The sequence below is a fragment of the Psychrobacter sp. H27 genome (assembly GCF_059072655.1).
This window is the reverse complement of the sequence record NZ_JCACRX010000001.1, coordinates 2,222,260-2,236,449: the sequence shown is the minus strand read 5'-3', so window position 1 is coordinate 2,236,449 and position 14,190 is coordinate 2,222,260. Positions and strand designations below refer to the sequence as shown.

The following is a 14,190-nucleotide window of genomic DNA, read 5'->3' as shown; positions in this document are numbered from 1 at the left end:
TGGACTATGAGTGAAAGTCAGCGCTATATTGACTATAATGAATTTTTCTCACGGTAGCGGTTGGGTAATATCATGCTTGAGTTGCGTCATCTTAATACATTAACCGCGCTGCGTGCGCATGGTTCACTTGCGGCAGCAGCAGACGAGCTGCACGTCACCGCCTCTGCTGTGTCACATCAATTAAAAGAGCTTGAGAACTACTACGATATCAGCTTGGTCAATCGCCGAACTCGTCCGCTTAGCTTTACGCCAGCGGGTAAGGCGGTTCTATCATTAGCAGACAATATCTTACCGCAAGTTACCCGTACCAAATCCAACCTCAAACGCTTAGCACACGGTCAAGCAGGCAGGTTACGACTGGCATCAGAGTGTCATAGTTGTTTTGATTGGCTCATGCCGATACTCAATCACTATCGCCGTGAATGGTCGGATGTCGAGCTCGACTTTGCCACAGGGTTTGAGCCTGAGCCGCATCATCTGCTGATGGAAGGTGATATTGATCTGCTCATTACCACCAGCGACTTACCGATCGATGGTATCAGCTATCAGCCATTGTTTGAGTATGAGAGCCGTTTGGTACTGTCACCAACACATGATTTAGCAGCACAAGATTTTATAGAGCCAGATGATTTGATTAATGAGACACTAATTGCCTATCCAGTAGAGGCCAAACGCCTCGATATCATTGCTAACTTTATGACACCAGCGCAAGTTAGCTTTGAGAATGTGCGTACCACAGAGCTGACCGCGATGCTCATCCAATTAGTCGCGAGCGAACGCGGTGTGGCAGCACTGCCCGACTGGGTCGTTGCTGAGTATGAGAAAAAAGGGTGGGTCGTCTCACGACCATTAGGTGATGGTGTGCATTGTCAGCTATACGCAGCGACACGTACTTCTAGTCAAAATATTGCTTATATGCAGGGATTTGCCAATTTATTGGAAGGGATCGTAAAACCGTTGTAGATTTTATTATCTATTACATTTTTCATTGATAAAATATCGACTACTTGCTTATATCTCAACAGACTTTATATTAAATAATGGTTCCCTAGTGAGGACTCGAATATTTGGCTGTAGGCTAATGGTATTAGTATCTTGAGCTATTTAGGTAGTCACGATGTACTTGGTAATGTACACGAAGTGAGTTTTTCAAGATTCAATCGAATTGTTCTTAATTATCTTAGACAATTTAACAGGCCATTTGTATGAACGTTTTATTCGATGAAGCTTCAGTTGCTCTTAAAGAAGTTAGAGTGTTAGCAGATGAAGAATCTAGGAAAGTAATGAGTCAGTTTGTTAGCTCATTTCCAATACGAACTAGTGGTAACGGAGGAATTGACTGGAACAAGGTTGATAAAAAAGTGCTGCTAAACTGTATAGAAGAAATTAAAAATCAAATAAATCTCACACTAGCAGATAACTGTTTTATTATCTGGAATGATGCAGCACACCCGATTCTAGAGACTACTGTTGAAAGGATAGTAAATGCTTTTGACGACGTTACAGCTGTAAGTTTTGATACATGGATATTCATCCCAAAAAACAATAATGTAATTGAAAGTACTCCCTCCGGCTTAAGAATGAGTACGTTTTTTTAGGGTTTATCTGCGTATTCTATACGTGATCGGTGCGCTATACAGGCATCGAACTATATGATGAAAATTTTCCAAGTTCATTCCTACGAGATTAACGGTAGGGTCAGATTTAAGGACAGTTATAATGAAATATATCAAACACTCTGTAAACTCTCGTGGAGACCATAATTTGGATTTTAGGTACTACTATGATGAAGTAGTACCTGAGATACTTAAACGTAGAGAAGATTTGAGCCCGATTTTATCAAGTGATTTAAACGGAATAGACGATATAGAGAAGACGCTTAATAAAGGTATAATTAAGGCGATTTATTATGATTTAGAACACGATAAAATATCGTTGAAGATCGAGCAAAGATATGGCAGAGATTTAATAGAAATTATCTATTCTGATATTGTAAATGTTAATATCAGTTGTTGGATATTACCAATCACCATAATGGCACATGAAGTAGACGTAACGCCTGATAATAATATTATACATTCACTATTTTTATTAGGTGATACAGAAATAGTTTTTGAATGCAAAACAATAGAATTGAAGACTATGCCTCTTGAAAAAGTCACAAGTTAAGCTCGAAATTAACTGCACTGTCTAATTGATTACGTCTAAATCAAAGCATGTATTTTGGGTTCAACTCATCAGAATATATAGCAAGAAACTTTGACTATCCCCCAACGGAACCAACTATCTCACTCCTCAAACCTATTAACAGACCCCTTAAAACAGACTGATATAATGGAACCACTTATAACAGACCATTAAACGATTAATATCTACTAATGACTACAAAACTAGCTTAAAGAAATAAAAGCCAAGCGCGGTTGCCAATAATGTCAATCCAACATGCAAACCGATGAGCGCTAAGCCTGCTAGCAACCGCCCGTCATGAATAAAGCCAAATACTTCTGCACTGAACGTACTAAAAGTCGTCAAACCACCTAAGAATCCCGTAATCACAAAGACACGCACATGATCAGATAAATTGCTTCCCATACGCTCAAACCATATCAGCGCAAGCCCAATTAATAGTCCGCCAAGGATGTTCGCGCTCAAGGTACCTAGTGGCACCCAACCATGCAAAGCGTTGAAGCGCGATAGCCACGCGCGCAGGCAAGCACCGAATGCTGCTCCCAGACCAATAGCAAGCCACTGCATAGACTGTCCTTAGTTCGTATAAATTTGTTGGGCTAAATACTCAACTATACAGCTGGCAACTCTGTCATCGGCCAGCGCGGAATACAGCTCACCGCTAGATCATCTGCTTGACCAGCTTGCAGACGCTCAAACCCTGCATAAGCAATCATCGCACCATTGTCAGTACATAGCGCAGGCGGTGCATAGTGGACCGTCGCATTTATCTTAGCCAGCTCAGCTTCTAGCATCTCACGCAAATGGGTGTTGGCACTGACGCCGCCTGCAATAACCAGACGGCTCATATCTGCTTGCTTAAGTGCCTTAACGCATTTTTTTACCAGTGTATCGACTACCGCATGCTGAAAACTAGCGGCGATATCCGCACGAACTTGTGGATCACTATCAGTACTATTGCCTGAACCACCAGACAGTGGTGTGTCTTTAATCAGATTATGTACCGCTGTTTTCATACCGCTAAATGAAAAGTCTAGACCACGATGGAGCATCGGTCTTGGCAGTGCATAAGCATCAGGGTTACCTGTTTCTGCCAGCTTGGCAATATTAGGACCACCCGGATAAGGTAGACCTAGCATTTTGGCGGCTTTGTCAAAGCACTCACCTGCTGCATCATCGATCGACTCACCCAAGATCTCATACTGCCCCACACCATGAGCGGCAATAAGTAACGTGTGACCACCAGATACCAGTAGGGAGACAAACGGAAAAGCGGGTGGATTGGCACCCATCAGCGGCGCAAGTAAATGCCCTTCCATATGATGAATACCAATAGCGGGAATATCCAAACCATATGCCAAGCTACGCCCAAACAACGCACCCGTCATTAGAGCACCGATCAACCCTGGCCCTTTGGTATAGGCAATCGCATCAATATCGCTTTTGCTCATATTGCACTGCTCAAGCAGCTCGTTGAGCAATGGCACCAGTTTACGAATATGATCGCGACTGGCAAGCTCAGGTACAACGCCGCCATAGAGCGCATGCAGCTCAATCTGTGAGTACAGCACTTGCCCGACCAAGCCTTGATTGTCACTATTGATCTGCTCGCTATCAAAAATCGCTAGCCCCGTCTCATCACAAGAGGTCTCTAAACCCAATACCTTCATACTTTTGCCTTTATGCTTTTATTTTCGGACTACTTTTCGTCGTATCTTTGTCTTATACCGCTTTGGTTTTATATCACTCTAAAACTGTCAATAGTAAATAAGATAAGTGACACACAGCCAGTCGAACGTCTGAGAGTGATATGAATAAAAATGGGCATAAAAAAACCGCCATTGTCAGTCACAATGACGGTCATTTTAACAAATTTCAATAGCTGATATACTCTATATATACCGTATCAGCTTACTGACGCGAGCATATAATCAACAGCTACTTTGACTTGCGCCTCAGTCACACCGTCTACCGCTTGAGCCGGCATTTTGTTGAAGCCTTTGACCGAGTGCATATATAGCACCTCTTTGTCTTTGGTCAAACGAGCCGTCCAAGCTGCTTTATCGCCATATTTTGGCGCATTAAGTAACCCAGCAGTATGACAAACCTTGCAATTTGATTCGTACAGCGCGCTACCAGCATTTGCAGTTAACACTTCTGGCTCAGCAGCAACATCAGTTTCTGCCGTTATCGTCTGTTCTGTAGCGTCAATCTCGCTAGTGGTATCAATGACTGGTGCATCGGCTGCCACTGTTGCTTCAGTAGCGTCAGACTCTACTGGTGCTGTCGCCGCCTCGTTGTCACTACTACAAGCACTTAATGCCAATAACATGCTTATACTAATTGCAGACAAGCTCAGCTTATTTATATGCTGCTGTATCTCAATCATGACCTGACCTTTTAATTGGCTTATTCAGCAGGCGTGGCTGCTGCGTCTTCCGTTGCCATATCAGCACTTTCATCAGTGGGTGCCGCTTCGGTATCAGTGCCATCTGTAGTCGCCGCTTCTGCCATATCAGCGTCAGCCATTCCCGCTTCGGCAGTCGCTGTCCCATCAGCGTCTGTCGTGGCTGCATCAGTCGCTGGCATTGGTGCAGTCTCTGGGAACTCCATCTCTTGAGCAGGTGGTCCATTTTTGATTGCAAGCTCAGCAGCTTCATCAACGCGATCGATTGCTAGTACTTCTTCGTGCTCTTCGCCGCCACTACAAGCGCTTACGCCTGCACCTAACGCTAGAATAAACGCCATGCTCAATGCTGTCTTTTTCATGCCAAATCCTCAATAAAATACACATAAAACGGTTTATATGCTGACTATAATATGGAAATTATCATAGCATAAACTCCTACTAAACCGTTATAGACCGTAAGGACTTTTTATTTCTAGAGAGTTCTCATGTATGAGCATAATAAATTAAAGCAGCGAACCTTATAGACTGGCTTATATAAAGAACATATATGAAATTATAAATAGCTTATAAGCAATAAATCGTTAAAATCATTGACTTTGTTGGTATTTTTTATTAAAATACTTGCCCTCACACTTATGTGTGGGAATTGTCCTAGTTTGAGCTGATGCCAGTAATCTTGAGATATTACGGCTAAATACTAACACACAGCCAAACTAATGCCCTTATATCTCATCCTAATCGAGGAGTCTTCATGCCTGCAGTTAAGGTTAAAGAAAACGAACCAGTTGATATCGCTATCCGTCGTTTCAAACGTTCTTGTGAAAAAGCTGGTGTATTATCAGACGTACGTAAGCGTGAGTTTTATGAAAAGCCAACGCAAGTACGTAAGCGCAAAAAAGCTGCTGCCGTAAAGCGTTATAAGAAGAAGTTACAACGCGAAACTATTCGTACCACTCGTATGTACTAATCAACAATCTGATTAGTTAGTACCAGCGCTACACTAACGCCACTGTTATCCATCGATATCAGTGGCGTTTTTTATGCTACAATTTTTGTTATTACTGCTGACGCCACTTTTTATCAAAGCCCGCTCTCAGCAGGTTTTACCCCAAACCTAATTAAACACTATCTAACAAACAGCAGTTAACAAATTAATAAGGATAATAGCAGTGAGCCAACTTAAACAGACTCTGTCAGACAGCATCAAAACTTCTATGAAAGCGCGTGAGCTTGAGCGCGTCAAAGTACTACGCAACGTACAATCAGTGGTTAAACAGATTGAGATCGATCGTCAGACAGAGCTTGATGATGCACAAGTACTAGAAGTACTACAAAAGCAGCTAAAACAACGTCAAGAGTCGCTCACTATTTTTACAGAAAATGGCCGCGATGATTTAGCGGCAAAAGAGCAGTTTGAGATTGATCTTATCAATGAGTTTATGCCCCAGCAAATGAGTCATGATGAGATCATGGTGTTGGTCAATGCTGAAATCAAAGAGCAAGGTGCCACCTCTATGCGCGATATGGGTAGCGTAATGGGTGTATTAAAGAATAAAACCGCTGGTCGTGCTGATCCTGCCCTAATCTCTAAGATGGTTAAAGAGACATTACAAGGCTAGAACTTTGCTTGAACTATGAGCGTTGCTAATAAGTATGAAATGTAGGTTCATGCAAACATGATCTGACACAACCAAAACCGCCTAAGGCTCAAAGTCTTTGGCGGTTTTTATTGCTTTGATTTCTGCGTTGATATTGGCCAGTAACGGACGCGCACTATTGGCTTGCGCTGTGGTTTGCAAATTCTCAGTCAATTGCTTGGCTTGCGTCAGTGAGGTGAGCGCACTCTCATAACGTCCATTCCACAACTGATCATAACTGCGATAGCGCAATGCGTTGATTGTCGCAATGTTTGCCAGTGTTGGTGACGTTGTGGTTTTAGCAAGCTTTTCATTGGCGAGTTGTAGGCTTTGCCACGCATAACGATCGCTTGGTTGCTGCGCTGTGAGTGGTTTTAACAATGCTTGTGCTTGTGTCGGTTGATTACTGTTGGTGAGTGCTTCTGCCAAATAAAGACGCAGGTCACGACGCTCAGGATAAAGCCGCTGCTGGCTCTCCAAAACATCTACAGCTTGTTGCCATCTACCTTGCTCACTGAGTAGCTCACTATGGGCAATCGATAGTAAAGGCTCGAGTTGTTGGCGCTGAAGTACAGGGAGCTTATCTATCTCAGCCAACATCTTATTAGCTTCTTGAAAGCGCTGCTGCTCGCCATACCACCTCATTAATGCAAGCTTGGCACCCGGACTGTTTTTGGCAGCGGTTGTGAGCGTCACTTCAGAGGCATGCTTGCCGGTACTTTGTACACGCCAATAGAGTAGATCAAACAATGCCTGATGGCGCTGCTGCTGACTCAGTGATAACGTAGGATACTGCCCAGCACGGCTCTGCGACTCACTTAAGCGTTCACCGCTGAGCGGATGCGAGCGCACAAAGCTCGGCAAGAACCGATTTTCAACCTGATTGAGCTGGCTTTGCTGATTCATCGTGGCAAAAAACCGCGGCATCGCCCGAGGGTCATAGCCCGCTTGAGTCATGATCTGCATCCCTACTCGATCGGCCTCGCGCTCGTTGTTTCGACTAAACGCCATACTGCTATTCATAGATACCGTCTGGCTACCCGCCATGACAGCCGCGGCGGCATCACCATCGACGGCAGATGCAGCAATCGCAGCCAGCATGCCCCCTATTTGCATCAGCAACGCTTTTTTGCGCTCGTCTGCGCCATGCTCATAGTGACGTTGGCTGATGTGCGCCACTTCGTGGGCTATGACACTTGCCAGCTCATCCATACTATTAGCTGCCAGTATCGTCCCTGTGTTGATACCTATGACGCCACCAGGCGCCGCAAAAGCATTGATACTAGGATTATCAAGAATCACCAAACCAAGCGGTGCCTGCTGACGCGCTTGGGCGTTCAGTCGCCACGTCATATCCTTTACCGTTTCTTGTACCCATGGATCGTGCTCCATTTTGACACGGCCGTTAATATTCTGTAGCGACCACTCACCAAGCATTTTGTTTTGATACTGCTCAGAAAAGCTCAGTCCTTGCCCGCGTAAATTGGGTAGATCTAATGCTTGTGAGTCTACTGTTTGCCCCGCATACTCACCAAATGACAGCGTTTGGCTGTCATTACTATGAGCACCTGTCGACATCGCTAGTAAGGTCGCTGACAGGCACCATCTCAGGCCATGTCTGGTAGTCAACTTGGTCTTTGAGCGTTTGTATTCTTTATCGAGTCGCGACGATTTGCTATTCATGTGGTGCAAGCGTATATCCTATCGTATTTTTTATGGCGTATTTTCGACTATACGAGCTTGTTCCTATCAGGTCAATTCTACTATTCATTTGACTACCAATAACTTAGCGACCCGTCACTATTGTGCAACATGATTGTGTGATTCTAGAGAACCGAATGTGACGTTGACTATATTCAAATACAACTATACATCAGCGATTTGGTATAATGTGTTGTGACAGTAAGCTCGCATTTATAACTAATATGCTCAAAATAGTCATTTTTGAGAGCGCACTGTCAGCTCATCTATTAATGAAAAAATACTGTTATTCACAAGGTTTGTTCTATGTCCGCTGATAGCCAATCACTCATCACGCAAGAATCATACGCTATTTGCTTATCAACGGACTTGTCCGATGCCGTACAACGAGAAATGACTCATCTATTAGATTTATTGCCAGCCAGTCATAGTATCGCAGATCACTCTAAAAGCGATGTGGATAGTGCGCTACCTTTGTTAGATATCAGAGGCTTTGTTGATGGTCGCGGTCTTGCATGCCCGATGCCTTTATTGAAAACTAAAGTCGCACTACGTAATGTGGCAATCGGTGAGTCACTATATATCGTCGCAACGGATCCCAACTCACAAGCTGATATCACAGCGTTTTGCCGACAAAGCCAGCAAGTACAATCATCTGATGACCTGAAACTGATGGTCAATGACGTTACAGATTTGACAGGTGATAGCACATCATTACAGCGTTTCGCTACAATATATCACTTCATCATTACCAAAACTGATAGCAACTAAACGCTGCTGTCCTTTACAATTACAACTATAGAGATTTTTATCTGACTGTTTGCTTAACTATTTAACCAAGGTCAAGAATATGGCTACTACTACTTCTGATGCTGCAAATGCGAATAAAAGAGACGGCTCAGCTCCTATAAAAAACGATGCGCGCGACGCTGCACTAAAGGCAGCTGCACAGCGTCCTCCTTATGATGCCAGTACGCTAGGTGATATGAATACACGTGATTTGGTGCCTGCGATGCCAACTCACTTGTCAGCGCCAGGTGTGAATTTGGGTGCTTATATCAATACTGTGCATCAAATTCCTATCTTGACCCCTGTCCAAGAACAAGAACTCGCCCATCGCTATTATGATGAAGGTGATGTCGAGGCAGCGCGTCTACTGGTGATGTCGCATCTGCGTTTTGTGATTCATATTGCGCGCAGCTATTCAGGTTATGGCTTACCACAAGCTGATTTGATCCAAGAAGGCAACTTAGGACTGATGAAAGCGGTCAAACGTTTTGATCCTAATAAAGGCGTGCGCTTGGTATCTTTTGCGGTACATTGGATCAAAGCTGAGATTCATGAATTTGTGATCCGCAACTGGCGTATTGTAAAAGTCGCGACGACCAAAGCCCATCGTAAATTGTTCTTTAATTTACGTAGCCTAAAAAAGACCAACAACCAGCTGACACTAGAAGAAGCAGACGCAATCGCTAATGACTTAAATGTCACACGTAAGCAAGTGCTAGAGATGGAGTCACGTCTTACCTCTTACGATGCTTCATTTGAAGCGCAGTCAAGTGACGATGATGATGGTCGTTACGCACCGCAGCTGTTTTTGGAAGATGGTATCGATCCTGCCGAACAGCTAGAAGAAGAAGACTGGGAAGAAAACAACTCGTCAGCGCTAATCGCTGCTATGGGTACATTGGATGACCGTTCACGTGATATCGTTGAGCAGCGCTGGCTCTCTGAGCAAAAATCCACACTCCATGAACTGGCAGCGGTCTACTCTATCTCAGCTGAGCGTGTGCGTCAGATTGAAAAGAATGCGATGGACAAAATCCGCGATGCCATGACTATCGATAGTGTTATCTTACCAGATGATATTCAATAGTCTTATGATCCTAAGAGTTGTATCATGTTGAATTGGATTGGTATTGCAGCGATTAATATGGCCGTTGCTGTTGCTTTGGGTGCGTTCGGTGCTCATGGCTTAAAAGACATAGCCAGCTCGCAACAGCTTGAATGGTGGCATACGGCTACGCTATATTTGTTTGTACATGCGCTTGGCCTACTGTTTGTTGGCCTGCTGATACGCTTGAGGTATATCACTCAGGCAACGGCTTGGTTACTACAGGGTGGTGTTATCATCTTTGCTGGTAGCCTATATGCTATGTCCCTTGGTGCGCCACTTTGGTTTGGCGCGATCACGCCTATTGGCGGAATACTTATGATAGCTGGCTGGTTATGGCTTGCAGTCTCTGCGTTTCGATCAAATGATGTGGCGCGCTAATCTACGGTTCGTCTTCAGTTCGTCGTCTATACAATAGATTTTGCCGATACTATGAGCAACTATCCAGACAGTCGCTCGTCAATCGCAGAGACAGAACGATACAAAAGGAATCTTAAATCATTAGGGAGCATTTAATATGAGCACCATTACTGTTAATGGTAGAAGTCTACAAACCACTCATCAGACTGTACAACTGGTCGTCAATGAACTTGGGCTTAGTCAAGGGCGTTACGCCGTCGAAGTTGATGGCGATTTGATACCAAAAAGCGAGCTTGCCCAACTACACATCGTAGAAGGAATGAATATCGAAGTAGTGCAAGCTGTTGGCGGTGGTTAGAAAGTTTTTGTACTATGGTTTACTGTCATCCTTCGACAACTCTAAAAACTTAACACCTTAACACCAGTACTAAAAAAGACCCCAACGTATCAAACGTTTGAGGTCTTTTTTCTTTGTTAAATCATTGGTTGTTGATTTTTCATTAAGTTGCTACTTAACTGGCTCGCTACTTAATGGAACAGCTGTTTATCGTACTTCTTATTTTATTTTCCTAATTTATTATATTTTAGTCTTACGAAGCTGTAGTAGAACTATTCGCTACTCAACTAACCCTACTTATTAGTAGACTAGGCAGCTGGTACTGCTTCAGCTGGACTGATGTCTTGATAACGTCCATCTCGTCCGGCACCCTGAGTCTTTTTGCGCTCTTGACGGGTTTTATACTTGCGTACTTGTCTATCAAGTTTGTCTGCCATCTCGTTAATGGCTTTATACATATCATCTTCTAATGCTTGGACGAACATTTCTTGACCTGAGACGCGCATAATTGCTTCAGCTTTATGGCTCTTTTTACCACCATCACTTGCGCCGCTATTGTCTAGCGATAATATCACTTTAATACTCTGTATCTGATCAAAGTGTCGCTCTACTTTTTCAAGCTTTTCGCGAACTGCTGTGTCCATAGCTTCGGTAACACTGATATGGTGACCACTGATAGAAACATTCATATTATTGTCCTTTTAGTTGTAACTTACATTCAACAGATGAGGTCGCATTCCTGCTCTTTTCACCTTGCCTTACCAATTACTATACTAGTGTCTCTAGTAAAATATCGACGTATCCTTTTATCGTCTCCTTTATTAGTTATAAGTAAATACTATGCTTCGACACTTAGATTTTGTTGTTGGTATGACTCTAATTTGTCATGAAAATCAGATAGTAGCAAGACATTAAATTGTAATTAAGTGTAACAACACCTGTTGTTTCTATCATGTTTCTATATAATCAAAAAATTTTATTTTTAAACTATGGTCAATTAAATAATCTAACGCTACTATTAAAGGTTGCGTACCACTTATCTCGTCTTCTACTGCCCTAAAACTTTATATTCAAATAAGAGCTAAATTCATGATGATAATGACGTCTATCCGACCTGCTCTCATTTTTGCTGCTCTAATAATCTCGTTCACCATGACTGGCTGCAGTGATAACCAATCGTCTACTAGTGATGAGAAACCTGCTATGAAAGAAATCGAGCAAGTAAATGAAAAACTCAATATTGCTTGGTCTGAAATGGTAAGCGAAAATTAAAATAGAATGGCGTTAGTCCCTGGGTTACTAGCTGTTGTCAAAAAGCCTTATGATGAGGAGCAAAGCGCATTTAAACAACTGCAAGAGGCACGAGCAGAAGTAGGTAAATTGCAATTGAGTGTAGAGACATTTAATGACACTCAAGAATTGGTAAAATATCAACAGGCACAAACCAACCTGAGTAGTTCGTTAGCAACTGTTATAGAAATCTCAAATCGATATCCTGCTCTTAGTTCTGATGCTGTGTTTCAAGATTTGTTGGCAACTATAGACGCTCAAGAACAGAAGATAACCTTAGCGCGTACACTCTACGAACAACGAAAAGTCGAATATAGGTCTTTATTTGTACATTATCAACGCTTACAAGATGTAGCAGGTAATATTCCCAAAATCATACGGAACCATACTCATAATGATGAGTCGACCTTCACTCAAGTCACCGCTAAAAAATCAGCTTTAGATCGCTTCGATATTAACTTAGAACCACCTACAAGCTTGGAAAAAGCAGCACCTTATCTAAACGCTCAAACAGAGATGGGTATTGCTTTGTCTAGACTGATGGAGCTCTCACAGCATTACACCGAACTACAAGCCAATGCAGAGTTTGTGAGGCTACAATCAACATTGGAAGAAATCGATGATCGAATGATAGCGGCACGCAATATTTACGAGGAAGAAGCCAAGAAGCTATAGGACTTGATGACTTGGCTAGCTTGTAAGACTTAGAAAACTAAACAGACTTAGCTGAGTCTTTCGGGATTTTTTTAATATTTTTGCTTACGCTGAGTAGACGAACCTATATTCATCGCCTCGCGATATTTGGCGACGGTTCTTCTGGCTATATCAATACCGTCGGCTAGCAGCTCATCTTTGATTCGACTGTCTGATAGTGGTTTTTTGGGATCCTCGTTGGCGATAAGTTTTTTGATCATAGCGCTAATAGCCGTTGATGAAATGTCTCCATCGGTACTACTCACATGTGATGAAAAGAAATGCTTCAACGAAAACAGCCCTTGCGGTGTCAAGATGGTCTTGCTTGTTGTGAGGCGTGAAACGGTAGACTCATGTAGGTCCACCTCTTCTGCAATTACCTTTAGAATAAGAGGCTGCATGGCAGTTGCACCGTGCTGCAAGAACTCTTGTTGATAGCGGACGATGCTGGTCGCTACTTTTAGCAGGTTTTGGTTACGCTCCTCGATACTGCGTATAAATAATCGCGCATCGGTCAGGTTTTCACGTAGATATTGATTGTCAGGACTGTCATCACCGCGTTTGACTAGATTGGCGTACTCTTGGTTGACTCGTAGCTTGGGTAGTGTGTCAGGGTTTAGGCGTACGTGCCAGCCATCTTCTAGCGCTTCAGAGTTAGTAGTCGCTTTACGGCTTCTTATAGGTGTGACCAGTACATCTGGAATGTCATAACTATCAGATTGCTGGGTATAGTCCGGCTGACTAATTTGAAACAGTAATCCTGGTGAAGGGTTTAAGGTACGTAGCAAGGTAATAGCAGGTGTGATTTTTTCAGGTGCAAGTCCTGTCAGTTCAGTAAGTGCTTTGATATTATTACTCACCAAGTGCTCGCCTGCGGTGAGTAGTGCTTTTGCTTCTATAAGATGTTCGGTGCGCGCATCTAGCTTGGACAGCTGAATGGCTAAGCATTCACTTAAGTGACGCGCCCCAACGCCAATAGGATCGCAAGACTGGATAATATGTAATACTGCCATGACTTCATCGTGTTCGACCCGCTCATCCCACTGATAGAAGTTTGCCATAGTATCGAAGCTTTGTAATAACTCATCGACATCTATCCGAATAAACCCCATGTCATCCATAGAATCCATCAGATACTCTGCAATCAGCGTATCCACTTCTGACAAGCGCTTGAAGTTAAGCTGCCAACGTACATGATCCTGAATAGTAGAGGATGTACCGCCTTGATAGCTGTCAAAGTCTTCATCGCTTCTACTGCTGCCTGAGCCTGTTTGGGCAGAGGCATAGTTATCTCTATCAAAGCTGCTGTCGCTATCCATCGCACCATCATCGATACTCGGTTGCTGCAACTTGTCTAAGCTATCAGTGGCATCGTCATTATTATACTCTGTATTGCTCTCAGACCCTGTCTTTGATGAGTCACTACCTTGATTCCAACTATCGAGTGTTAGGGGCTCGCTTAACTCATCCACCCTATCGTCGTGGCTATTTTCGTACTCTTCATCATCTTCAATACGTTCAAGCAGCGGATTACTATCCAGCTTGGCCTGAACCTCTTGTGCGAGTTCAAGACTAGAGAGCTGCAACAGTTTAATAGCCTGCTGCATTTGCGGCGTTAGTTTTTGTGAGTTACTCAGCGTGGTCGCCAATCCGAACGACATACTCATGGGCGGCTTATTAA

Annotated in this window: 17 protein-coding genes; 10 read left to right on the top strand and 7 right to left on the bottom strand. The window is 43.3% G+C overall.

Annotated features, from left to right (window positions below):
• The first annotated feature begins 72 nt into the window (after positions 1-72).
• From AC5JPY_RS09175 to AC5JPY_RS09165, 3 genes are all read left to right on the top strand, one after another.
• Positions 73-963: a LysR family transcriptional regulator gene (locus AC5JPY_RS09175; RefSeq protein ID WP_443525272.1), complete on the top strand. Its 891-nt coding sequence runs from the start codon at positions 73-75 to the stop codon at positions 961-963.
• A gap of 242 nt (positions 964-1,205) precedes the next feature.
• The gene (locus tag AC5JPY_RS09170) at positions 1,206-1,598 is read left to right on the top strand and encodes a CDI toxin immunity protein (protein ID WP_397476623.1); all 393 of its coding nucleotides are present in this window, start codon (positions 1,206-1,208) and stop codon (positions 1,596-1,598) included.
• A gap of 121 nt (positions 1,599-1,719) precedes the next feature.
• On the top strand, positions 1,720-2,169 hold the full coding sequence (locus tag AC5JPY_RS09165; RefSeq protein ID WP_443525271.1) for a hypothetical protein: 450 nt from the start codon (positions 1,720-1,722) through the stop codon (positions 2,167-2,169).
• Between the two features lie 213 nt (positions 2,170-2,382).
• On the opposite strand, the gene crcB is transcribed toward AC5JPY_RS09165, so the two are convergent.
• The 4 genes from crcB to AC5JPY_RS09145 form a co-directional block, all read right to left on the bottom strand.
• Complete coding sequence (gene crcB, locus AC5JPY_RS09160; protein WP_443525270.1) at positions 2,383-2,754, bottom strand: fluoride efflux transporter CrcB; 372 nt, start codon at positions 2,752-2,754, stop codon at positions 2,383-2,385.
• 44 nt (positions 2,755-2,798) lie between these two features.
• Positions 2,799-3,857: a tRNA (adenosine(37)-N6)-threonylcarbamoyltransferase complex transferase subunit TsaD gene (gene tsaD / locus AC5JPY_RS09155; RefSeq protein ID WP_443525269.1), complete on the bottom strand. Its 1,059-nt coding sequence runs from the start codon at positions 3,855-3,857 to the stop codon at positions 2,799-2,801.
• A gap of 236 nt (positions 3,858-4,093) precedes the next feature.
• The gene (locus AC5JPY_RS09150; RefSeq protein WP_443525268.1) at positions 4,094-4,576 is read right to left on the bottom strand and encodes a c-type cytochrome; all 483 of its coding nucleotides are present in this window, start codon (positions 4,574-4,576) and stop codon (positions 4,094-4,096) included.
• A 20-nt stretch (positions 4,577-4,596) separates the two neighbouring features.
• Positions 4,597-4,956, bottom strand: a complete 360-nt coding sequence (locus tag AC5JPY_RS09145) for a hypothetical protein (RefSeq protein WP_443525266.1) — start codon at positions 4,954-4,956, stop codon at positions 4,597-4,599.
• A 392-nt stretch (positions 4,957-5,348) separates the two neighbouring features.
• Between AC5JPY_RS09145 and rpsU the strand changes: the two genes are divergently transcribed.
• Both rpsU and AC5JPY_RS09135 read left to right on the top strand, forming a co-directional pair.
• Entirely contained in the window at positions 5,349-5,564 is a 216-nt protein-coding gene (gene rpsU / locus AC5JPY_RS09140; protein ID WP_110921885.1) for a 30S ribosomal protein S21, read from the top strand.
• 202 nt (positions 5,565-5,766) lie between these two features.
• Positions 5,767-6,216 (top strand): GatB/YqeY domain-containing protein, encoded by a 450-nt coding sequence (locus tag AC5JPY_RS09135; RefSeq protein ID WP_443525265.1) that lies wholly within the window; start codon positions 5,767-5,769, stop codon positions 6,214-6,216.
• 81 nt (positions 6,217-6,297) lie between these two features.
• On the opposite strand, the gene AC5JPY_RS09130 is transcribed toward AC5JPY_RS09135, so the two are convergent.
• Entirely contained in the window at positions 6,298-7,917 is a 1,620-nt protein-coding gene (locus AC5JPY_RS09130; protein ID WP_443525264.1) for a M48 family metalloprotease, read from the bottom strand.
• Between the two features lie 324 nt (positions 7,918-8,241).
• On the opposite strand from AC5JPY_RS09130, the gene AC5JPY_RS09125 reads away from it, so the two are divergent.
• From AC5JPY_RS09125 to thiS, 4 genes are all read left to right on the top strand, one after another.
• On the top strand, positions 8,242-8,706 hold the full coding sequence (locus AC5JPY_RS09125; protein ID WP_443525263.1) for a sulfurtransferase TusA family protein: 465 nt from the start codon (positions 8,242-8,244) through the stop codon (positions 8,704-8,706).
• A 214-nt stretch (positions 8,707-8,920) separates the two neighbouring features.
• On the top strand, positions 8,921-9,811 hold the full coding sequence (rpoH, locus tag AC5JPY_RS09120; RefSeq protein ID WP_319051242.1) for an RNA polymerase sigma factor RpoH: 891 nt from the start codon (positions 8,921-8,923) through the stop codon (positions 9,809-9,811).
• Between the two features lie 24 nt (positions 9,812-9,835).
• Entirely contained in the window at positions 9,836-10,210 is a 375-nt protein-coding gene (locus AC5JPY_RS09115; RefSeq protein ID WP_443525262.1) for a DUF423 domain-containing protein, read from the top strand.
• Positions 10,211-10,346: 136 nt separating this feature from the next.
• Positions 10,347-10,547, top strand: coding sequence for a sulfur carrier protein ThiS (thiS, locus tag AC5JPY_RS09110; RefSeq protein WP_319051194.1), 201 nt, complete (start codon positions 10,347-10,349; stop codon positions 10,545-10,547).
• Positions 10,548-10,834: 287 nt separating this feature from the next.
• On the opposite strand, the gene hpf is transcribed toward thiS, so the two are convergent.
• Positions 10,835-11,215: a ribosome hibernation-promoting factor, HPF/YfiA family gene (gene hpf / locus AC5JPY_RS09105; RefSeq protein WP_319051195.1), complete on the bottom strand. Its 381-nt coding sequence runs from the start codon at positions 11,213-11,215 to the stop codon at positions 10,835-10,837.
• Between the two features lie 589 nt (positions 11,216-11,804).
• Here hpf and AC5JPY_RS09100 point away from each other — a divergent pair.
• Positions 11,805-12,491 carry a LemA family protein gene (locus AC5JPY_RS09100; protein WP_443525259.1) on the top strand — a complete coding sequence of 229 codons (687 nt, stop codon included), beginning with the start codon at positions 11,805-11,807 and terminating at the stop codon, positions 12,489-12,491.
• 71 nt (positions 12,492-12,562) lie between these two features.
• Here the strand turns inward: AC5JPY_RS09100 and AC5JPY_RS09095 are convergent, their stop codons facing one another.
• Positions 12,563-14,176, bottom strand: coding sequence for an RNA polymerase factor sigma-54 (locus AC5JPY_RS09095; RefSeq protein ID WP_443525258.1), 1,614 nt, complete (start codon positions 14,174-14,176; stop codon positions 12,563-12,565).
• Between the last annotated feature and the right edge of the window lie 14 nt (positions 14,177-14,190).

Excerpts from the sequence above, each read along its gene's own strand:
- AC5JPY_RS09175 (WP_443525272.1), top strand. The coding sequence starts at position 73 with ATGCTTGAGTTGCGTCATCTTAATACATTAACCGCGCTGCGTGCGCAT.
- AC5JPY_RS09170 (WP_397476623.1), top strand. The coding sequence starts at position 1,206 with ATGAACGTTTTATTCGATGAAGCTTCAGTTGCTCTTAAAGAAGTTAGA.
- AC5JPY_RS09165 (WP_443525271.1), top strand. The coding sequence starts at position 1,720 with ATGAAATATATCAAACACTCTGTAAACTCTCGTGGAGACCATAATTTG.
- crcB (WP_443525270.1), bottom strand. The coding sequence starts at position 2,754 with ATGCAGTGGCTTGCTATTGGTCTGGGAGCAGCATTCGGTGCTTGCCTG.
- tsaD (WP_443525269.1), bottom strand. The coding sequence starts at position 3,857 with ATGAAGGTATTGGGTTTAGAGACCTCTTGTGATGAGACGGGGCTAGCG.
- AC5JPY_RS09150 (WP_443525268.1), bottom strand. The coding sequence starts at position 4,576 with ATGATTGAGATACAGCAGCATATAAATAAGCTGAGCTTGTCTGCAATT.
- AC5JPY_RS09145 (WP_443525266.1), bottom strand. The coding sequence starts at position 4,956 with ATGAAAAAGACAGCATTGAGCATGGCGTTTATTCTAGCGTTAGGTGCA.
- rpsU (WP_110921885.1), top strand. The coding sequence starts at position 5,349 with ATGCCTGCAGTTAAGGTTAAAGAAAACGAACCAGTTGATATCGCTATC.
- AC5JPY_RS09130 (WP_443525264.1), bottom strand. The coding sequence starts at position 7,917 with ATGAATAGCAAATCGTCGCGACTCGATAAAGAATACAAACGCTCAAAG.
- AC5JPY_RS09125 (WP_443525263.1), top strand. The coding sequence starts at position 8,242 with ATGTCCGCTGATAGCCAATCACTCATCACGCAAGAATCATACGCTATT.
- rpoH (WP_319051242.1), top strand. The coding sequence starts at position 8,921 with ATGAATACACGTGATTTGGTGCCTGCGATGCCAACTCACTTGTCAGCG.
- AC5JPY_RS09115 (WP_443525262.1), top strand. The coding sequence starts at position 9,836 with ATGTTGAATTGGATTGGTATTGCAGCGATTAATATGGCCGTTGCTGTT.
- thiS (WP_319051194.1), top strand. The coding sequence starts at position 10,347 with ATGAGCACCATTACTGTTAATGGTAGAAGTCTACAAACCACTCATCAG.
- hpf (WP_319051195.1), bottom strand. The coding sequence starts at position 11,215 with ATGAATGTTTCTATCAGTGGTCACCATATCAGTGTTACCGAAGCTATG.
- AC5JPY_RS09100 (WP_443525259.1), top strand. The coding sequence starts at position 11,805 with ATGGCGTTAGTCCCTGGGTTACTAGCTGTTGTCAAAAAGCCTTATGAT.
- AC5JPY_RS09095 (WP_443525258.1), bottom strand. The coding sequence starts at position 14,176 with ATGAGTATGTCGTTCGGATTGGCGACCACGCTGAGTAACTCACAAAAA.